The following is a 17,504-nucleotide window of genomic DNA, read 5'->3' on the forward strand; positions in this document are numbered from 1 at the left end:
CGAGACCAGACTAGCCTGCCATATTTTCACTGATTGCAAAAGGCTTACGGATAATGAAAGAACAATCTTTGCCCATCGTTCCCTGGATTGGCGGAAAACGTCGTCTGGCGAAGCATATTTTACCGTTATTTCCAGCCCATACCTGCTATGTGGAGCCGTTCTGCGGGGCAGCTGCGCTCTATTTTCTTAAGACACCCAGCAAGATCGAAGTCATTAACGATATCAACGGTGAGCTGGTGAACCTCTATCGGGTGGTAAAACATCACCTTGAAGAGTTTGTCCGCCAGTTCAAATGGGCACTGGTCAGCCGTCAGATTTACAAATGGCTGCAGGATACGCCGGAGGAGACACTCACCGACATACAGCGGGCGGCCCGGTTCTACTACCTGCAGAAACAGGCGTTTGGAGGCAAGGTCGCCGATCACACATTCGGTACCTCTACAACCAGTGCGCCGCGCTTCAATCTCCTGCGTATTGAGGAAGAACTGTCGATGGCACACCTGCGCCTGTCGAGAACACTGATAGAGCATCTGGACTGGTACCAGTGCATAGAGCGATATGATCGCCCGCATACGCTGTTCTACTGTGACCCACCGTACTGGGGAACGGAAGGCTATGGCGTGGAGTTCGGGCTGGAAAACTATGATCACATGGCAGAGCTGGCGCGGAGTACCAAAGGGAAGATGATTATATCGGTGAACGATATCCCGGAAATGCGGCAGGCGTTCAATGGACTGAACATTCAGACAGTTGATATCAGCTACAACTTGAAGGTCACAGGTAAAGCTACGCCAAGGAAAGAATTAGTGATTTGTAATTTTTGAAAGAGATAGTTAAAGGTGGTGGTGCATCTGCAGCACCACCTAAACATTTAATCCTGCCTTGGACAAGTCCAATAATCATTATCTGGCTCTGGTGAATAAGCCTTCAAACAACCTGCTCGCGGGGACTCACCATCATCTGTCATAGGAACTTTTTCCTTATCAAGTTTCACGGTCAGGTCTCCACCGGGAACATCCGTTTTATCGAAAAAAACAGCCTGACATGCTGATTTAGATATTTTCACTTCGTGGGCGTTATTTGATATGAACAAATAACAGTTATGACCAGAAGCTATGTAGTCACTTGGAATATTATTTTCGTCTTTAATATGAAACTGCACCGTTGTCACCGGGCGTTCGCTATCCTCGGATACTTCGATTTTTTCAAAACTGTCCGCGTACTTATCCAGGCCGGGGAGTTGTTGGCGAATAAACGGTAATTCGCGTTTTATAACCGGATTATCTGTTTCAACGCTAAAAACCGTGTACTCCTTAGCTGTGGTGGACGTATCAGCAGGATCGGTATTATCTCCACACCCAGATAAAACAAATATCAACGGTAAAAATAATTTGCGCATAGTCATGTCCTTATACCTCTAATGTTCTTAATAGGAACAGATTAACCCGTATTTTTTAATCTATCGAACGCTGCGGACAGCTCCTTAAGCTGTTTTTCCATATCAATCATTCGCTGTTTTTCCTCAGCGCCTCGCAGCAACTCTTTTCGCACCTCTGGCTCCAGTTGGTTGAGCAGTTCCAGTAATTTCAGATCAGACTGGTTGAAATGCTGCTCCTGATTAGCTGGCTGTGCTTTCTCTACCCCAACAGCTTCCCCTTTACCAGTAAGTAGCCAATCTATTGATATGTTCAAATGGGTGCTTAACGCAACAAGAGCCTCCGCATTAGGTTCTCTCTCTCCACGCAGATAGTTTTGAAGTGAGCGATATGGAATTTTCGACAAGTCTGACAATGCTTTTATTGTCAAACCCTTAGCATCCATCGCTTCGCGCAATCTCTCTTTTATACTCATTTGAACATATCTCAATTTGACATACCCGTTTGGGTGCGTACAATAGACCCAATAGAGTACATCATAACCCAACAGGAACACGGTGCATATGAACAAACAACAAGTTCGGGCACGGCTGGTTGAACGAGGCAGTAGCTTGCGCCAGTTCGCGCTTAACGCGGGCTATGAGCCACGAACAGTCACCCAAGCTGTCAGCCGCTGGGCAGGAAAAAGCGAACTACCACGCGGTCGTTTGACTTATCGGATTTTGCGAGACCTTTCGGTCGCAATAGGCAAAGAAGTTACCCCCGGCATCCTCAAGGAGGCGTCATGAGTAAACCAAATACATCAAGCTCAGGTACCCGTATTTTGCGTGTCCTTAAAGCTTTACGCGGTCACGCTCTGAACGGTGTTTCTAACGGTGAACTGGCATCGGCTCTGGGTGAGTCACCGGCGAATATCAATCGTGCGCTGAATACCCTTATCGAAGAAGGACTGGCCCTGAAACTGGATAACGGTCGTTTTGCCCCTGGAGTCCAGCTCTTACAAATCGCCATGGCGCACAGTACCGAAATGGCACGGGCACAGGATCGTATCAATGAAATTAACCAGCGTGTTATGGCTGGCAGTCGCTAAGGAGTTGAAATGGGACGCACAAAATCACAACCAGTTGAATTAGTGGAAGATGCACCGCTGACCGATGGTCTCAGCGTCAATCTTAATGCTATGTCCGAACATCGCCTCGAAATCATGCAGCAGTTTGGTGATGGGCTGCCGTATGAACGTGATCGTATTGTCCATGAAACACGTTTTTACATGGCTCAGAGTGCTGAAGCCATGCTGGAGGCCGGTAAGCGACTGGTAATTCTCAAAGAAAATGAACCGCATGGTGACTTCATCGACATCGTCGAGTCTCAGTTATCCCTGTCCAAACGTACCGCGCAGGTGATGATGCAGGCATCACTCAAATACTTGTCTCCCAAGCTTGAACCAAAAGCGCAAGCGCTTGCGCTTTTGGGTAAAACAAAGCTGTTTGAATTGATGACGGAAAATGACGAAGACCTCGCCGAATTAGCCGATGGCGGCACGATTGCTGGTATGAGCCTCGACGATATCGATCGCATGACAAGCCGAGAACTGAAAGCAGCCCTGCGCGAAGCGCGCGAAACCAACGCAGCGCAACAGCGCGTGCTGGCCGACAAAAACGAAAAAATCGACTCGCTTTCCACAAAACTGGAGAAGAAATCCCGTATCCAGCCACCCAAGCCTGACGAAGAAGTGAAGAAGTTACGCGCGGAAGTGACGGCGTTAGCGGTTGAGGCCGAATCTGCCATTGCTGTTCGGCTGTCCAGCGCCTTTGAGACCCTGTGCGCATACTGCGCTGAAAACATGATTGATACACCCAGAGACTTCATGGCGGGTCTGGTCTGCCAACTGGAAAGTACCGCATGTAGCCTGCGCTCCACATTTGACCTGCCGGACGAACCGACTGGCAACGCCGCCCCTTCATGGCTGACTGACCCGATGCCACAGATTAACGGGCAGGAGGCATAACCCATGAGTGCCGCCCTGACTGAACGACTGGTTTATGTTGCCCGCGCGGCACGTGACGCGGGGCATGGTAAGCGCGGTGCAATATACGACGCCGCCTGCGCTGAACTGGGCATGTCCCGCGCCACCCTGCTGCGCAAGCTGAAGGAGGTATCAGTGACTGATAAACGCAAAAAACGCGCCGATGCCGGGCGCAGCGCCCTGAGCCGCGACGAAGCCGCGGTGATATCCGCCACGCTGCGCGAGGCCACCCGTAAGAACGGTAAGCGCCTCTATTCCATCGCGGATGCGGTGGAGACCCTGCGTTCAAACGGCTTTATCACCGCAGGCAGAACGGATGAGGCGACAGGCGAGTTTTTCCCGCTGTCCGAGGACACCATCAGCCGCGCCCTGCGTAACTATGGCCTGCACCCGGAACAGCTTGACGCACCGGCTCCGTCGTCCGAGATGGCCAGCCTGCATCCCAATCACGTATGGGAGATTGATGCCTCACTTTGTACGCTCTACTACCTGAGCAACGGCCATAAAGGGCTGCAGGTGATGGACAGCGCGAAATTCTACAAGAACAAGCCCGCCAACATTGCCCGCATCGCCAGTGACCGCGTGTGGAGTTACGAGATTACCGACCACACCAGCGGCTGGATTTACGTTGAGTACGTGATGGGCGCGGAGTCGGGTGAAAACCTTTGCTCTGTGCTTATCAACGCCATGCAGGAGCGCGGCGGCGCAGACGTACTGCACGGTGTGCCGAAAATACTCTATCTCGACCCCGGCTCGGCGAACACCGCCGGTATGACGAAAAACATGTGCCGCTCGCTTGGCATCGACCTGATAGCGCACAAGCCGCATAACGCCCGCGCTACCGGGCAGGTGGAAAAGGCCCGTGACATTATCGAACGCAAGCTGGAGCCGGGTCTCAAGTTCCAGCCGGTTCACAGCCTGGAAGAACTGAACGCGCTGGCCGTGAAATGGCGCAGCCACTTTAACGCCACTGCAGTCCACAGTCGCCACGGTAAAACCCGCACGGATATCTGGCTGAAAATTACCGCCGAGCAACTGAAGAAAGCGCCATCCGTTGAGGTATGCCGCGAACTGGCAGTGGCTGCGCCGGAAAGCCGCAAGGTCACATCAAAACTGCGTGTACCGTTCCGGGGCGCTGAGTTTGATGTTTCTACAGTACCGGGCGTACTGGTCGGCGAAAAACTGATGATTACCCGTAACCCGTGGCGCAGCGATGTGGCGCAGGTGGTGCTGACCGGCGAGGACGGCCACGAGACGTTTTTCCTGGTCGAAGAGGTCAGAAAGAACGAGTTCGGCTTTGCCGAAAGCGCGGCGGTATTTGGCGAAAGCTACAAAGCCCTGCCGGAGACCCCGGCGCAAACGGCGGCAAAAGAAATCGAAGAGCTGGTCACCGGCACCGACAACGCCGCCGATGCAGCTGCTGCACGCAAGGCGAAGGCGCTGCCGTTTGGCGGACGACTTGACCCGTATAAACATATCGACGACACCACGCTTCCGGCCTATATACCGAAGCGCGGTCAGGCTTCAGATGTGCGCGGGCCGCGTATTGAGCAGCGTCCGCTGACCCATGTGGAGGCGGCGAAAGCCCTGCGCGAGAAGTTCAGCGCGAACGGCCATACCTGGACGCCGGAATGTTACCGCCAGTTAACGGCACGGTACCCGGACGGCGTACCGGAAGCCGCACTGGATGAGGTGATGGTCACCCTGACCGCTCCGGCCCGCAGCAGCGTTATCAGCATCGTTAACGGCAACTGAGGAGGAAAAACATGCTGGTACTGAAGCAACAACTGAAAGAGGCCCGCATCCCGCAGGCGGTGGTGGCAAGAGCCGTCGCCGTTTCCGAGGCCACGCTGGCCCAGATTGTGAACCACAACGAGTGGCCCCGCACCAGCCCGGAGGCGGTGCGCCAGCGTCTGGCGTCCTGGCTGGAAAGTCAGGGAATTGATACAGCGAAGAGTTTTGATGCTGCACAGGGCGCTGTCACGCCCCGTACAGCGGGTACTACCGATAAAACCAACCTCAGTGAGGAAGAGAACATGTTACTCAAAAAGCAGGTGTTATTTCCAGCAACCAAAAAAGCGTTTGGCCTTTTCCGTGATCCGTTCGCTGATGAGGCCATGCAGGGCGCGGACGATGTGTTCAGCACACCGGATATCCGCTACGTGCGTGAGGCACTGTTCCAGACAGCCCGCCACGGTGGCTTTCTGGCGGTTATCGGCGAGTCCGGCGCGGGTAAATCCACGCTGCGCCGAGACCTGATTGAACGCGTCAACCGCGAGAACGCACCGGTGATTGTTATCGAGCCATACATCATCGCCATGGAAGACAACGACGTGAAGGGCAAAACCCTGAAGGCAGCAGCTATCGCTGAGGCAATCATCAGCACCATCGCGCCACTGGAGAGCATCAAACGCAGCCAGGACGCCCGTTTCCGCCAGTTGCACCGCGTCCTGAAGGACAGCAGTCAGGCGGGTTTCAGCCACGTTCTGGTGATTGAGGAGGCCCACAGTCTGCCCATCCCGACGCTGAAGCACCTCAAACGCTTCTTTGAGCTGGAATCCGGCTTCAAAAAACTGCTGTCCATCGTGCTGATTGGCCAGCCTGAACTGGCGGACAAACTGTCCGAACGCAACATGGAAGTCCGTGAGGTCGTCCAGCGCTGCGAGGTGGTTGAACTGCTGCCGCTGGACAACAGCCTGGAAGAGTTTCTGGCGTTCAAACTGCAACGTGCCGGTAAGCAGCTGGCCGACATCATGGACGCCAGCGCAGTGGAAGCCATCCGTGCCCGCCTGAGCAATCTGGGCAGCAACCGTAAAAGCATGGTCAGCCTGCTGTATCCGCTGGCCGTCAGTAACCTGGTGATAGCAGCCATGAATCTGGCCGCTGAAATCGGGGTTCCGCAGGTCAACGCCGACGTCGTCAAGGGGGTTTAACCATGAAATCCATCGCCGATATCAATCAGCAGATGAACAAGGTGCAGTCCGCCATTATGGCGCTCAACGCCATGAACACTACCGTGCAGAGCGTCATGATTGCGGGTAGTAAGCCGGTTATCCGTATTGCCCGTAACGGGCACTGTGCCCGCCTGCTGGAGCAGGGGAAGGCAAGTTATACCCATGTTGGTCATGACGGCTCAGGGCGCTTTCGTCAGGGCGTCTTTGAACTGCATGGCTGCCGTATTACCTGGTCAGAGTCATTACATTAACCACAAGGTGAACAGAGATGAGCGAAGTAAATAAAGAAGACTACATGAAAGACCGCAAGGGGCGTCTGGTGCCGGTTGACCAGGTGTCTGACTATGACCTTGCGATGGATTCTTTCGTTAAAGAACAGGTTGCCGCCGCGAAAGTTAAACGCGATGAACTCAGCGACTTCAAGCGTCGTGCCTTTGACGAGTGCTATGCCTGGCTTGACCTTGTGGCCGAGAAGTACGGCAGAACGCGCGGCGGGGCCAAAGGCAACGTGACCTTCAGCAGCTTCGACGGTGCTCAGCAGATCACCATCCGCGTGCAGGAAACCCTGACCTTCGGGCCAGAGCTGCAGATTGCCAAAGACCTGATAGACGAGTGCGTCACCGAGTGGTCGGAAGGCGCAAACGCCAACCTGCGAGCCATCATCAGCGATGCTTTCCAGGTGGACAAAGAGGGCCAGCTTAACACCGGACGTATTCTTTCCCTGCGCCGGGTCAAGATTCAGGACGAGCGCTGGAACCGGGCAATGGAGGCCATATCGGAATCACTGCAGGTGGCCATGTCCAAAACCTATATTAATTTCCGGGAGAAAGATAAACACGGGAAGTTAATTAATATTCCGTTAGATATCGCTGCCATTTAATTTTAATTCAATTTCTTTTTATTTCGGCGTCAGCGCCGTGGGCTTCTGCACGCCGAAAACAGTATTGAGGAATAAATCATGTCCATCAAATGTTCCAACTGTAAGAAAGGTATCACCACCCTGAAGTTCAGCGACGCCAGCGTCATTGCCTCTGGCAAATACCATGTGCCAGCCGTCCTCATCACGCTGGTATGTCCTCACTGCAGCCAGCATTACTACACCGAAGTCCCGGCCATGGAGTTCATCCCCTGCGAGGCAACAAAATGAAAGGCATGAAATTATATAACCGTTCGACGATCTACCATCTGGCCCTGAAAACCTTTGGCCCTGAAGCACAGGCGCTGAAGTTAATGGAAGAAGCCGCCGAACTGGCCGCTGCCGCTGCCCGCAATATGAACGGACTGGGCAATGAAGTTGATCTGGCTGGCGAACTGGCTGACGTTGAAATCATGATTGAACAGTTCCGCCTCAACGGGATGGGCCTGATGATTGACTTTCATAAGCAGAAAAAGCTGGAACGCCTTGCCGAACGTCTGGGGGTGACTTATGCCGCAGAATAAGAACTTAACAGATGAGCGTCTGGCTCAAATACATAAAAGCCTTAAACGCTGGGCTGACCACGATAACACTTTAAATAGTTACATCAGCGGAACAAAGATAGACCCGATATTTCATGACTGTGTTGTAGCGCTGGCGGAACTTCAGGAACGCCGCAAGGCAGATGGCTCTGTCCCAATTGCCTGGACCGATGCAGAAGAACTGCGAGACCTAGAGCGAGATGGTTATGCGGCAATGCTATCCATAGAAAATAAGGACAAAAATACAGATCCACGTCGCCAGATATTTCTATACACAGTCCCACAATTAGCGCCGAATTTACTGGATGCTATTGACGAAATTGTTGATGAGATACTGGCCGTAGACACGATCGCATCTACTGCTGCACTCAAAACTATTTTCCGTATGAAGACCGGGAAAATGCGCCTCGACCTCGCTTGCCAACAGCGCTGTAACAAGCAGCAACTGGGGGCTAAATGATTATGTTATTACGCAAGAAAAAATCACTGAAACCTTGCCGTACAACTGCCAAATATATTTTTGCCCGTGCTTTTTTTAAGAATGTCAGACCGGGCATTCAAATTGGGGTTATTGCCGGACGTGAACAGGTTAAAAACTACATGTCAGGTGCCTGGAGGAATAACGACCCTGTTATTGCGGCTCGCAATATTCATATTAACTGGGGAGGAATTCATCATGATGGCTGAATCTATTGTATGTGCCTTGTTCTGGTATGGTCTCGTGGGGTGGTGTACTGCTGAACTGCACCGCCGCTCAGGGTTTTACTCACGTTACAGCGGTGCCGGACACTGGATCAGTTGGGCCGTGATGTTCCTGTGCTGGCCTGTAGCGCTTCCTTTATATGTCGATTATATCGGTAGCGCAGGTAAAAGGAGTGGCGATGATGACTAAACAGCGTCTTATTCAACTCATTCATATTGCCCGCAGCGATCTCCAGATGGATGAGGACACCTACCGCCAGATGCTACAGGGGCTGACCGGCAAAGCCTCAACCAAAGGGATGGATACCCCGCAGCTAAACCGCGTGCTCGAATCCATGAAAAAGAAAGGCTTTCGCATTAAGCCTGCCGGAAAAGCCACGTCCGGCTTACCGCTGGATAGTCATCCGCAGTCAAAGAAAATCCGTGCGCTATGGCTTGAAATGGCTGCGGCAGGCGTCGTCCGTGACAGTTCAGAGCAGGCGCTGGCGCTGTGGGTTAAACGGGAAACGGGCATCAGCGCGTTACGTTGGCTCAACAATGAGCAGGCGAGTAGCGTTATTGAGAAACTGAAGAAGTGGCAGCGCAGAGCTGCGGGGGTGAAGCAATGAGCGACCTGAATCAGTTTCGTAGTAAAGGGCCGGAACTGTTGGTGGAACTGGCACAGCACACCTCTGAGACCGTCCGCGAGATTATTGATATCGAACCCGCAGTTGCCGACCAGATAGGTCAGGCCGTCGCGAACCGCATGATGCAGGTCTGGGGCGGGCAAAACGTCTATTTCCCGATGGGGATGGTCTGGAAGGTCAGCCAGCGTGACCGGGAAATCTTCCTGGAGTTTGACGGGCGCAACCATCACGAACTGGCCCGCAAATTTGGTGTTTCACTACAGTGGGTTTACAGCGTGGTGAAACGGGTCAGAAAAGAAGAATTGGATCGGATGCAGGGCAAACTGTTTGATGGCGAACCTGATGCCGATACGGGGAAAAAGGAGTAATATCTGCAATCAGGCTGGTGCGAGTTCTGTTTTTTTTCGGGCCGGTCTGATTTTCACATACTGTAAGGTTATTGCATATTCCATCCAGTCTCTTCCCATGTTGACCCAGTTCTTCCCATAATTATCTCACTTATTCCCTGTCATTTATCTCAAGTCTAATCATCCAGCGCAAATGCCAGCGGCAGCCAGCCGGTTTGCGGGCGCAGCTTTTCCTGGCCCACGTAGTGTGCCCAGCCGCCGCCGCTCTTACCAATACAGCCGCAGAACACCAGCATGTTGATCATGCCACGGTAGTTCATGTCCATGTGGTACCAGTGGTTAACCCCGGCACCGAGGATGATCATCGAACGACCATGGGTTTTGTGCGCAGTGTCGGCAAATTCGAGGGCGATTTTCTCGATGTTTTTCCGCGAGACGCCGGTGATATGCTCGGCCCAGGCCGGAGTATAGGCTTTGACGTCGTCGAAACTGGTGGCCGCCAGCGCATCGTCCAGCCCGCGATCGAGGCCGTAATTCGCCAGGGTCAGGTCATAAATACTGACGACCAGGCGTTGGCTGCCGTCGGCCAGCGTCAGCGCCTTTGCCGGAAGCTTGCGTACCAGAATCGGGTCCTGCTTCACGCTACGGAAGTGCGGATTTTCATTGCCGCCAAAGTAGGGGAACGCCACTCCGGCCACGGTATCGCGGCTGTCGAGCAGGGAGAGCGTCAGTTCAACCTCCTGACCGGCGGCCTGTGATTCGAGGTTCCATTTCCCTTTTTCACCCCAACGGAAGCCGATAGAGCCGTTAGGGGCGACCAGCTCACCGTCGCTGCTGTAGGCCACGGTTTTCCATTCCGGGTTGTTACTTTCGCCCAGACCATCGACCAGATCGGCGGCGCGCAGCATACGGCCTGCGGTATAGGTACCGTCTTCACGGCTATCGAGCATCACCAGCATCGGCATGTCGGTATAGCGGCGGCAGTAGTTGATAAAGTAATCGCTGGGGTTGTCGAGATGGAACGCTTTGAGAATCACGTGTCCCATCGCCATGGCCAGCGCGCTGTCGGTACCCTGTTTCGGTGCCAGCCACTGGTCGCTCAGCTTGGCGACTTCGGAGAAGTCCGGCGTAATGGCAATGGTTTTGGTGCCTTTATAGCGCACTTCCGTGAAGAAGTGGGCGTCCGGAGTACGCGTTTGCGGCACGTTCGAGCCCCAGGCGATGATATAGCTGGAGTTATACCAGTCGGCGGACTCGGGCACGTCGGTCTGCTCGCCCCAGGTCATCGGCGAAGCCGGCGGCAGGTCACAGTACCAGTCGTAGAAGCTCAGACAGGTGCCGCCAATCAACGACAGATAGCGCGTGCCGGCGGCGTAAGAGACCATCGACATTGCCGGGATCGGCGAGAAGCCTGCGACGCGGTCCGGGCCGTAGGTTTTGATGGTCCAGACGTTAGCGGCGGCAATCAGCTGGTTGAGCTCTTTCCATGATGAACGGACAAAACCGCCTTTCCCACGCGCTTCTTTGTAGCGACGGGTCTTCTCAGCGCTTTGCATAATGCTGTCCCAGGCGATGACCGGGTCCGGATTTTGTGCCAGCGCTTCGCGCCACAGCTCAATGAGCTTTTTACGCGCCAGTGGATATTTCAGCCGGTTGGCGCTGTAGAGATACCAGGAATAACTTGCGCCGCGCGGGCAGCCGCGGGGTTCGTGGTTAGGCAGGTCAGGGCGGGTGCGCGGGTAGTCGGTTTGCTGTGTCTCCCAGGTCACCAGTCCGTTCTTCACGTAAATCTTCCAACTGCATGAGCCGGTACAGTTCACCCCGTGCGTCGAGCGTACGATTTTGTCGAACTGCCAGCGCTGACGGTAGCTATCTTCCCAGTCACGGTTATTGTCATAGACCTGCCCGTGACCATTGGCAAAGGTTTCGCCTTTCTGCTTAAAGTAGCGAAAGCGATCCAGTAGTTTACTCATGACATTCCTCCTGCTCCGATAATGTCCGGCATCGTGCCGTTCCGGATGGCGACGCTCGCGCGCCTTATCTGGCCTACAAGTCCGCTCGACCCCGTAGACCGGATAAGGCGTGAGCCGCTATCCGGCAAATTTCTCGTTATTGTTTTGCCGGTGCGCGGCGGCCATAGACCAGCCATGTCACCAGCACGCAGACGACGTAAAAAACAAAGAACACTTTCATGGCGCCGACCGGTGAACCGGTCATGGCTAAAGAGGTACCGAACGCTTTCGGGATAAAGAAGCCGCCGATAGCGCCGATGGCGGAGATAAATCCAAGCGCGGCAGCCGTATCGGTCACCGCTTCGTGCTGCGCCTGCTCATCGGTGCCACCGCGTTTTTTCACGCTCTCAATGGTTATCTGGCGGAAGATCACGGCAATCATCTGGAAGGTGGAGCCGCTGCCGAGACCGGCGGTGAGGAACAGCCCCATAAACACCACGTAGAAAGCGAGGAAGCTGCCGGAGCCGCTGCCGGGCAAGGTCAGGAACAGCAGACCGGTAAAGACCGCCATCAGGACGAAGTTCACCAGCGTCACCTTCACGCCGCCCAGACGATCGGAAATGACGCCGCCAAACGAACGCGCCAGCGCGCCGATAAACGGCCCGAAGAAGGCCAGCTTGAGGATGTTAACGTCAGGGAACTGGGTTTTCGCCAGCATGGCAAAACCGGCCGAGAAGCCGATAAATGAGCCAAAGGTGGCGAGGTACAGCAGACTGAGCAGCCACATATGAGGGCGTTTCAGCACCGGGAGCTGATCGCGTACCGAGGCTTTTGAGCTGGCGATGTCGTTCATGCCAAACCATGCGGCGATCGTGGCAATGACCAGCAGCGGTACCCAGATGATGGCGGCGTTGCTCAGTGCCAGCGTCGAGCCATCTTCCTGAGTGACGCCATGGACGCCGATAAAGGTGAACATCGGCAGAAAGATCACCACAGGCGCCACCATCTGCATCACGCTCACGCCCAGGTTACCTAAGCCGCCGTTCACGCCAAGCGCGCTGCCCTGTTTGGCTTTTGGGAAGAAGAAGCTGATGTTACCCATGCTGGAGGCAAAGTTAGCACCGGCGAAACCGCACAGTAACGCGATGGTGATAAATACCCAGAATGGAGTAGCGGTGTTTTGGATGGCAATGCCTAACCAGATGCAGGGGATAACCAGGATCACCGTGCTTAATACGGTCCAGTAACGCCCGCCAAATATAGGTACCATAAAGGAGTAGGGCACGCGCAAAATAGCGCCGGAGAGAGAAGGTAGTGCGGTTAATAAAAATAGCTGGTCGGTAGTGAAATTAAATCCTACTTTGTTGAGATTTACCGCAACGGCGCTAAATAACATCCAGACGCAGAAGGCGAGTAATAAGCAGGCTACGGAAATCCACAGATTTCTCCTGGCAATTGATTTGCCTTTATTTTCCCAGAAGGCGGGATTTTCAGGTCTCCAGTCTTTTAAAAGATAATGATTCTCTTTCTCATTTTTTGTCGCCATATTACCCTCGGAAGCCACGTCATAAAAAAGAAAAAAAGGAAAAACAGCGAAGTAGGTAGGGAGGAGTTATTATCGCCAGGCCGTTTTATCTCTTTATCGTTGAAGAATAGATAAAAAAAACGCGTTGTAAGAAAACGCGTCGTGAATAAAACGTTGTGAATTGTTACTAAATGTAAATTAAGCGGGATTAAGCTCTATCGAAATATAATGCTTTATATAGCGAGTGAAAATTTCATCGCTTATTTCTGCCATGCCCAGGGCATAAATACCATCCAGCCCGCAAACCAGCGCAATCAGGCGCCAGGCAATATCGTCTGCGTTATCAATTGGCCGAAATTCATTTGCTTGCGTGCCCAGTAAAATGAGATTGACGGTTTCCTGATGCCACATGTCCATCGTCAGCAGATACGCCCCTTTGATGTCGCTGTCGCTGTCTGCCAGCAGCTGTGCTTCCCGCCATAGGCGGATATACGGCTCCAGCCGTCGATCGTCGCTGCCCACCATGGAAAACAGGCGTTCGTACCAGCTGGCGTCATCGCTGACCAGCGGCATATCCAGCATTTCGCGTATCAGCCTGACAAAAGCCAGCGCCTTGAGTTCGCCTATGGAGGCGAAGTGGTGATGGACCTGGCCGCTGGCGACGCCGGCCACGGTGGCGATATGGCGTACGGTCATCGCACTGAGCCCACCGTTCAGCGCAACCTGCATCGCCGCTTTGAGGATCACTTCCCGTCGTTCTTCACGCGTTAAATAGTTCATTTTTAATTGTTTAAGGAGTGTTTAGCTGAGAATAACAAAAAATTGGACACGCGTTCAACAATCCGGCAGGATCCTTTTCCTGGACACATGTCCAATTTCAAAATAACGAGAGGAACAAACGATGTCTCGCCAGTGGTTAACGCTGATGGCTATTTTGCTGGTCTATATCCCGGTGGCAATTGATGCCACGGTGCTGCATGTGGCAGCGCCGACGCTAAGCGGAGCGCTGGGCACCAGCGGCAATGAGCTGCTATGGATCATTGATATCTACTCATTAGTGATGGCCGGGATGGTGCTGCCGATGGGCGCGCTCGGCGATAAAATTGGCTTTAAGCGCCTGCTACTGCTCGGTAGCGGGCTGTTCGGGCTGGCGTCGCTGGCGGCGGCATTTTCATCGACCGCGCTGGCGTTGATTGCCGCGCGTGCGATGCTGGCGGTTGGCGCTGCGATGATCGTACCCGCAACGCTTGCCGGTATTCGCAGTACCTTTGCTGAAGCTAAACACCGGAATATGGCGCTCGGGCTGTGGGCGGCGGTGGGTTCCGGCGGTGCGGCCTTTGGCCCGCTGGTCGGGGGCCTGCTGCTGGAGCACTTTTACTGGGGATCGGTCTTCCTGATTAACGTTCCCATCGTGCTGGTGGTGATGATTATCGGCGCGCGCATGGTGCCGCGTCAGCCTGCGCGTCGCGAGCAGCCGCTGAACCTGACCCAGGCGCTGATGCTCATTGCCGCCATTCTGATGCTGGTTTTCAGCGCCAAATCGGCGCTCAAAGGGCAGCAGGCCGTGTGGCTGACCACGCTGGTGGCCGCGGTGGGGGCCGCCATGCTGTATACCTTTGTCCGTCAGCAGCTGGCGGCCACCCGGCCGATGATTGATATGCGGCTGTTTACCCACCGCATCATCTTAAGCGGCGTGGTGATGGCCATGACCGCGCTGGTCACGCTGGTGGGCTTCGAATTGCTGATGGCGCAGGAGCTGCAGTTTGTGCACCAGAAAACGCCGTTTGAAGCGGGGATGTTTATGCTGCCGGTTATGGTGGCCAGCGGATTCAGCGGGCCAATAGCCGGCGTACTGGTGTCGCGTCTGGGTTTACGCCAGGTCGCCACCGGTGGTATGACGCTGAGCGCGCTGAGCTTCCTTGGGCTGTCCGTCACCAATTTCAGCACTCAGCCCTGGCAGGCATGGGGGCTAATGGCGCTGCTGGGCTTTAGCGCCGCCAGCGCGCTGCTGGCGTCGACCTCCGCCATCATGGCCGCTGCGCCTAAAGAAAAAGCGGCAGCGGCCGGGGCGATAGAAACCATGGCCTATGAGCTGGGTGCAGGGCTGGGTATTGCGCTGTTTGGCCTGATTCTGACCCGCAGTTACGGCGCCGCGATTGTGTTGCCTGTGGGGCTGGAAAGTGAAAACGCCGTGCGGGCCGCGTCGTCAATTGGCGAGGCGATGCAGCTGGCGCAGTCGCTACCCGCCATACCGGCCCAGGCGTTGGTTGACGCTGCGCAAACTGCCTTTATCAGCGCTCATAGCGTTGCGCTGGCAACGGCGGGTGTGCTGCTGTTGCTACTGGCGGCAGGGATCTGGCGCGGGCTCGCCAACGCCCCGGAGGCGGCCCGATCGTGAGGCGATGGTGCAGCCGTCGCCTTTTTACAGTGTACATATTTGAACGTTTACACTACAATTGACATTAAATGTACAGCCTGTTTTTACGGCGATGTACGGTAATTATGTCCGGGAGGAACGATGGCCACAGCACAAGAAAGCCATGTAAACGGTCATGTTGATACCAGTAAGGCGCTGCCTGTCGTGTTCCGTGTTCTGGAAAAATGGCACTGCAGCACAGATGAACAGCTACGGCTTCTGGGTATCAGCTCGCGTTCAACATTGAACAAATATAAAGAGTCCAAAGGCGGCATTCGCTTAAGCGCCGACATTCAGGAGCGGATGAGCTATATCCTCAACATCCATAAATGCCTGCGGATCCTGTTTTCCGCCGAGGACAGCATCTATGGCTGGGTGCGTAAACCGAATGCGCATCCTTTCTTTGCCGGGCGCTCGGCGATGGATGTAATGAACGGTGGTCGGGTGGCCGATCTGTATGAAGTCGCTTCGCGGCTTCAGGCCTGGAGAGGGGGAATGGCTTGAGCACTGACACACCTCCGCTGGTTGCGTTTAAGGGCGCAACCGCATACCGCATCATTCCCAGCCGCTATCCGACTATCGATCTGTTTGAGGATGTTGCCAGCAGCGATGAGCTTGAGGCGGTGTGGGCCGTTGAAGCGCTGACCAACGAACGCTTGATGGAGTCCGCCGGCGAACTGATGCGGGTGCCGAAAGAAGACTGGCTGGTCGGGCTTAACGGCAGCAGCTACGTCATGGCGGCGTTTACGCATATTAACCCGGAGGGCGCGCGTTTTAGCACCGGCGATTTTGGCGGTTACTACTGTGCGCCACTGCTCGATACCGCCGTCAAGGAGACGGTATATCATCAGGAGCGTATTTTTGGTTACACCCGAGAGCCAGCGCAGAAAGTGCAGATGCGGGTGTTGTATACCGAGTTTGATGCGACGTTAGTGGATATCACTCAGGAACCGTTTCTCTCTTCGCCGCTCTATCATGCCACCGACTACAGCCAGTCAAAGGCGTTCGCGCAAACGCAGAAAAAGCACAACAGAGACGGCATTCACTACTGTTCCGTCCGCCATACCGGGCATACCTGTTATGTGCTGTATCGGCCTTGCCTGGTCACGCAGGTGTTACAGGCCGAGCATCTGGAATACCACTGGAACGGCAGCGCGATCGCTAACGTACTGAGTATTAAACTCTACGGCGACTAGCGGCTATGGCCGGCGCGTGGCCTGCCAGCAGAGCAGGGAACCGGCGCAGACCATTCCTGCACCTTGCCAGAAAGACCACGAGAGCGTTGCGCTGAGCAACACCGCCGCCAACGCGGAAGAGAGCACCGGCGTAAAATAGGATGCGGCGGCCAGAAAGCTGACGTTACCGTGCAGGATCCCGACGTTCCACGCCGCATAGGCTAATCCTAACGACAGCGCACACATCAGCAGCTTAATGATCACCGGCCAGCTAAATACCATCGGTGGTTGTTCGCTCAGCAGAAACTTCACCCACAGGCTAAGCGCGGTCAGCAAAACGAACAGCGTGATGCCGTTTTTTCCCCTGGCATATTTGGCGGTGACCGTGCAGTAGGCCGCCCAGATAAACGCGCCGACAAACGCCAGAATATAACTCAACGGGCTGGAAATAACGTTGCGCGTTATTTCTGCGATATCGAGACCACGCTCGCCGCCTAATACCCAGGTGACGCCAAACAGCGCGAGGAGTAAACCGGGGATCGTCAGCCAGCTGCTTTTCTGGCCGTTAAACAGAATAGCGAACAAAATCGTCAGGCTTGGCCACAGATAATTCACCATGCCCACCTCAATGGCCTGCTGGCGACTGGCGGCGTAGCCTAACGACAGTGCGAGACACATTTCATAGCTAACGAACAGCACGCTGCCGGCCAGTAAGTAGCGGCCAGGTATCTGACGCAGCTGAGGAAAACCAACGGTGAAAACCAGTAAGATGCCGCTCAGGCTATAGATCATCGCCGCGCCGCCGACCGGACCGAGGCCTTCACTGACGCCGCGAATTAACCCCACCATGGTGCTCCATAATACAATCGCGGTGAGTCCGATGAGCGTCGCTCTTTTTTTGTCCATATTTAACCTGATGCTTTTAAAACCGAAGTCTGCGGTTATAG

The 17,504-nt window shown here is 54.5% G+C and carries 23 protein-coding genes and 1 pseudogene; 18 read left to right on the plus strand and 6 right to left on the minus strand.

Annotated features, from left to right (window positions below; translation table 11 throughout):
* The first annotated feature begins 53 nt into the window (after nucleotides 1–53).
* Complete coding sequence (locus H7R56_RS11975) at nucleotides 54–824, plus strand: DNA adenine methylase (protein WP_048994563.1); 771 nt, start codon at nucleotides 54–56, stop codon at nucleotides 822–824.
* 47 nt (nucleotides 825–871) lie between these two features.
* Here the strand turns inward: H7R56_RS11975 and H7R56_RS11980 are convergent, their stop codons facing one another.
* Together H7R56_RS11980 and H7R56_RS11985 are read right to left on the minus strand one after the other, a co-directional pair.
* Nucleotides 872–1,399 carry a hypothetical protein gene (locus H7R56_RS11980; protein WP_227537752.1) on the minus strand — a complete coding sequence of 176 codons (528 nt, stop codon included), beginning with the start codon at nucleotides 1,397–1,399 and terminating at the stop codon, nucleotides 872–874.
* Between the two features lie 41 nt (nucleotides 1,400–1,440).
* Nucleotides 1,441–1,851: a helix-turn-helix domain-containing protein gene (locus tag H7R56_RS11985; RefSeq protein WP_044241752.1), complete on the minus strand. Its 411-nt coding sequence runs from the start codon at nucleotides 1,849–1,851 to the stop codon at nucleotides 1,441–1,443.
* Between the two features lie 88 nt (nucleotides 1,852–1,939).
* Here H7R56_RS11985 and H7R56_RS11990 point away from each other — a divergent pair, with 88 nt between their 5' ends.
* The 14 genes from H7R56_RS11990 (at nucleotide 1,940) to H7R56_RS12055 (ending at nucleotide 9,510) form a co-directional block, all read left to right on the plus strand.
* A complete protein-coding gene (locus tag H7R56_RS11990) occupies nucleotides 1,940–2,164 on the plus strand; it encodes a hypothetical protein (protein ID WP_001041677.1) in 225 nt (74 codons plus the stop codon).
* Nucleotides 2,161–2,466, plus strand: a complete 306-nt coding sequence (locus H7R56_RS11995; protein ID WP_000042842.1) for a helix-turn-helix domain-containing protein — start codon at nucleotides 2,161–2,163, stop codon at nucleotides 2,464–2,466. The genes H7R56_RS11990 and H7R56_RS11995 overlap by 4 nt, the downstream gene beginning before the upstream one ends.
* 9 nt (nucleotides 2,467–2,475) lie before the next feature.
* Nucleotides 2,476–3,384 carry a DUF3102 domain-containing protein gene (locus H7R56_RS12000; RefSeq protein ID WP_048994567.1) on the plus strand — a complete coding sequence of 303 codons (909 nt, stop codon included), beginning with the start codon at nucleotides 2,476–2,478 and terminating at the stop codon, nucleotides 3,382–3,384.
* A gap of 3 nt (nucleotides 3,385–3,387) precedes the next feature.
* Nucleotides 3,388–5,157, plus strand: coding sequence for an integrase catalytic domain-containing protein (locus H7R56_RS12005; RefSeq protein WP_048994573.1), 1,770 nt, complete (start codon nucleotides 3,388–3,390; stop codon nucleotides 5,155–5,157).
* An 11-nt stretch (nucleotides 5,158–5,168) separates the two neighbouring features.
* Complete coding sequence (locus H7R56_RS12010) at nucleotides 5,169–6,335, plus strand: ExeA family protein (RefSeq protein WP_048994574.1); 1,167 nt, start codon at nucleotides 5,169–5,171, stop codon at nucleotides 6,333–6,335.
* Between the two features lie 2 nt (nucleotides 6,336–6,337).
* Nucleotides 6,338–6,607, plus strand: coding sequence for a hypothetical protein (locus H7R56_RS12015; RefSeq protein ID WP_000835317.1), 270 nt, complete (start codon nucleotides 6,338–6,340; stop codon nucleotides 6,605–6,607).
* Nucleotides 6,608–6,624: 17 nt separating this feature from the next.
* Nucleotides 6,625–7,236 carry a DUF3164 family protein gene (locus H7R56_RS12020; protein WP_006118595.1) on the plus strand — a complete coding sequence of 204 codons (612 nt, stop codon included), beginning with the start codon at nucleotides 6,625–6,627 and terminating at the stop codon, nucleotides 7,234–7,236.
* A gap of 78 nt (nucleotides 7,237–7,314) precedes the next feature.
* The gene (locus tag H7R56_RS12025) at nucleotides 7,315–7,503 is read left to right on the plus strand and encodes a hypothetical protein (RefSeq protein ID WP_048994575.1); all 189 of its coding nucleotides are present in this window, start codon (nucleotides 7,315–7,317) and stop codon (nucleotides 7,501–7,503) included.
* Nucleotides 7,500–7,796 (plus strand): nucleoside triphosphate pyrophosphohydrolase family protein, encoded by a 297-nt coding sequence (locus H7R56_RS12030; protein ID WP_023214067.1) that lies wholly within the window; start codon nucleotides 7,500–7,502, stop codon nucleotides 7,794–7,796. The genes H7R56_RS12025 and H7R56_RS12030 overlap by 4 nt, the downstream gene beginning before the upstream one ends.
* A complete protein-coding gene (locus H7R56_RS12035; protein WP_048994579.1) occupies nucleotides 7,783–8,274 on the plus strand; it encodes a hypothetical protein in 492 nt (163 codons plus the stop codon). Before H7R56_RS12030 ends, H7R56_RS12035 begins: the two co-directional genes overlap by 14 nt.
* Nucleotides 8,271–8,501: a hypothetical protein gene (locus H7R56_RS12040; RefSeq protein WP_048994580.1), complete on the plus strand. Its 231-nt coding sequence runs from the start codon at nucleotides 8,271–8,273 to the stop codon at nucleotides 8,499–8,501. Before H7R56_RS12035 ends, H7R56_RS12040 begins: the two co-directional genes overlap by 4 nt.
* Nucleotides 8,491–8,706 (plus strand): hypothetical protein, encoded by a 216-nt coding sequence (locus tag H7R56_RS12045; RefSeq protein WP_058814434.1) that lies wholly within the window; start codon nucleotides 8,491–8,493, stop codon nucleotides 8,704–8,706. The genes H7R56_RS12040 and H7R56_RS12045 overlap by 11 nt, the downstream gene beginning before the upstream one ends.
* A complete protein-coding gene (locus H7R56_RS12050) occupies nucleotides 8,696–9,124 on the plus strand; it encodes a gp16 family protein (protein ID WP_048994581.1) in 429 nt (142 codons plus the stop codon). Before H7R56_RS12045 ends, H7R56_RS12050 begins: the two co-directional genes overlap by 11 nt.
* Nucleotides 9,121–9,510 carry a Mor transcription activator family protein gene (locus H7R56_RS12055; RefSeq protein WP_001281697.1) on the plus strand — a complete coding sequence of 130 codons (390 nt, stop codon included), beginning with the start codon at nucleotides 9,121–9,123 and terminating at the stop codon, nucleotides 9,508–9,510. The genes H7R56_RS12050 and H7R56_RS12055 overlap by 4 nt, the downstream gene beginning before the upstream one ends.
* A gap of 161 nt (nucleotides 9,511–9,671) precedes the next feature.
* Here H7R56_RS12055 and H7R56_RS12060 read toward each other — a convergent pair.
* The 3 genes and pseudogenes from H7R56_RS12060 to H7R56_RS12070 form a co-directional block, all read right to left on the minus strand.
* Nucleotides 9,672–11,462, minus strand: a pseudogene (locus H7R56_RS12060) (nitrate reductase subunit alpha); the annotation flags it as partial.
* 136 nt (nucleotides 11,463–11,598) lie between these two features.
* Nucleotides 11,599–12,987 (minus strand): NarK family nitrate/nitrite MFS transporter, encoded by a 1,389-nt coding sequence (locus H7R56_RS12065; RefSeq protein ID WP_106926989.1) that lies wholly within the window; start codon nucleotides 12,985–12,987, stop codon nucleotides 11,599–11,601.
* Nucleotides 12,988–13,164: 177 nt separating this feature from the next.
* On the minus strand, nucleotides 13,165–13,746 hold the full coding sequence (locus H7R56_RS12070) for a TetR family transcriptional regulator (protein ID WP_106926991.1): 582 nt from the start codon (nucleotides 13,744–13,746) through the stop codon (nucleotides 13,165–13,167).
* Nucleotides 13,747–13,867: 121 nt separating this feature from the next.
* Between H7R56_RS12070 and H7R56_RS12075 the strand changes: the two genes are divergently transcribed.
* The 3 genes from H7R56_RS12075 to H7R56_RS12085 all read left to right on the plus strand — a co-directional run bounded on the left by H7R56_RS12075 (nucleotide 13,868) and on the right by H7R56_RS12085 (nucleotide 16,578).
* A complete protein-coding gene (locus H7R56_RS12075) occupies nucleotides 13,868–15,364 on the plus strand; it encodes an MFS transporter (protein ID WP_106926993.1) in 1,497 nt (498 codons plus the stop codon).
* 120 nt (nucleotides 15,365–15,484) lie between these two features.
* The gene (locus tag H7R56_RS12080; protein ID WP_182928667.1) at nucleotides 15,485–15,886 is read left to right on the plus strand and encodes an MbcA/ParS/Xre antitoxin family protein; all 402 of its coding nucleotides are present in this window, start codon (nucleotides 15,485–15,487) and stop codon (nucleotides 15,884–15,886) included.
* Nucleotides 15,883–16,578 carry an RES family NAD+ phosphorylase gene (locus H7R56_RS12085; RefSeq protein WP_106926997.1) on the plus strand — a complete coding sequence of 232 codons (696 nt, stop codon included), beginning with the start codon at nucleotides 15,883–15,885 and terminating at the stop codon, nucleotides 16,576–16,578. Before H7R56_RS12080 ends, H7R56_RS12085 begins: the two co-directional genes overlap by 4 nt.
* A gap of 3 nt (nucleotides 16,579–16,581) precedes the next feature.
* Here H7R56_RS12085 and yddG read toward each other — a convergent pair whose 3' ends face one another.
* Nucleotides 16,582–17,463, minus strand: coding sequence for an aromatic amino acid DMT transporter YddG (gene yddG, locus H7R56_RS12090; protein WP_106926999.1), 882 nt, complete (start codon nucleotides 17,461–17,463; stop codon nucleotides 16,582–16,584).
* Nucleotides 17,464–17,504 lie beyond the last annotated feature (41 nt).

Source organism: Klebsiella sp. WP3-W18-ESBL-02 (assembly GCF_014168815.1).
In the GTDB taxonomy this organism is placed as follows: domain Bacteria; phylum Pseudomonadota; class Gammaproteobacteria; order Enterobacterales; family Enterobacteriaceae; genus Kluyvera; species Kluyvera ascorbata_B.

Coding starts and splice junctions, on each gene's coding strand:
- H7R56_RS11975 (WP_048994563.1), top strand. CDS start 54: ATGAAAGAACAATCTTTGCCCATCGTTCCCTGGATTGGCGGAAAACGT.
- H7R56_RS11980 (WP_227537752.1), bottom strand. CDS start 1,399: ATGCGCAAATTATTTTTACCGTTGATATTTGTTTTATCTGGGTGTGGA.
- H7R56_RS11985 (WP_044241752.1), bottom strand. CDS start 1,851: ATGAGTATAAAAGAGAGATTGCGCGAAGCGATGGATGCTAAGGGTTTG.
- H7R56_RS11990 (WP_001041677.1), top strand. CDS start 1,940: ATGAACAAACAACAAGTTCGGGCACGGCTGGTTGAACGAGGCAGTAGC.
- H7R56_RS11995 (WP_000042842.1), top strand. CDS start 2,161: ATGAGTAAACCAAATACATCAAGCTCAGGTACCCGTATTTTGCGTGTC.
- H7R56_RS12000 (WP_048994567.1), top strand. CDS start 2,476: ATGGGACGCACAAAATCACAACCAGTTGAATTAGTGGAAGATGCACCG.
- H7R56_RS12005 (WP_048994573.1), top strand. CDS start 3,388: ATGAGTGCCGCCCTGACTGAACGACTGGTTTATGTTGCCCGCGCGGCA.
- H7R56_RS12010 (WP_048994574.1), top strand. CDS start 5,169: ATGCTGGTACTGAAGCAACAACTGAAAGAGGCCCGCATCCCGCAGGCG.
- H7R56_RS12015 (WP_000835317.1), top strand. CDS start 6,338: ATGAAATCCATCGCCGATATCAATCAGCAGATGAACAAGGTGCAGTCC.
- H7R56_RS12020 (WP_006118595.1), top strand. CDS start 6,625: ATGAGCGAAGTAAATAAAGAAGACTACATGAAAGACCGCAAGGGGCGT.
- H7R56_RS12025 (WP_048994575.1), top strand. CDS start 7,315: ATGTCCATCAAATGTTCCAACTGTAAGAAAGGTATCACCACCCTGAAG.
- H7R56_RS12030 (WP_023214067.1), top strand. CDS start 7,500: ATGAAAGGCATGAAATTATATAACCGTTCGACGATCTACCATCTGGCC.
- H7R56_RS12035 (WP_048994579.1), top strand. CDS start 7,783: ATGCCGCAGAATAAGAACTTAACAGATGAGCGTCTGGCTCAAATACAT.
- H7R56_RS12040 (WP_048994580.1), top strand. CDS start 8,271: ATGATTATGTTATTACGCAAGAAAAAATCACTGAAACCTTGCCGTACA.
- H7R56_RS12045 (WP_058814434.1), top strand. CDS start 8,491: ATGATGGCTGAATCTATTGTATGTGCCTTGTTCTGGTATGGTCTCGTG.
- H7R56_RS12050 (WP_048994581.1), top strand. CDS start 8,696: ATGATGACTAAACAGCGTCTTATTCAACTCATTCATATTGCCCGCAGC.
- H7R56_RS12055 (WP_001281697.1), top strand. CDS start 9,121: ATGAGCGACCTGAATCAGTTTCGTAGTAAAGGGCCGGAACTGTTGGTG.
- H7R56_RS12065 (WP_106926989.1), bottom strand. CDS start 12,987: ATGGCGACAAAAAATGAGAAAGAGAATCATTATCTTTTAAAAGACTGG.
- H7R56_RS12070 (WP_106926991.1), bottom strand. CDS start 13,746: ATGAACTATTTAACGCGTGAAGAACGACGGGAAGTGATCCTCAAAGCG.
- H7R56_RS12075 (WP_106926993.1), top strand. CDS start 13,868: ATGTCTCGCCAGTGGTTAACGCTGATGGCTATTTTGCTGGTCTATATC.
- H7R56_RS12080 (WP_182928667.1), top strand. CDS start 15,485: ATGGCCACAGCACAAGAAAGCCATGTAAACGGTCATGTTGATACCAGT.
- yddG (WP_106926999.1), bottom strand. CDS start 17,463: ATGGACAAAAAAAGAGCGACGCTCATCGGACTCACCGCGATTGTATTA.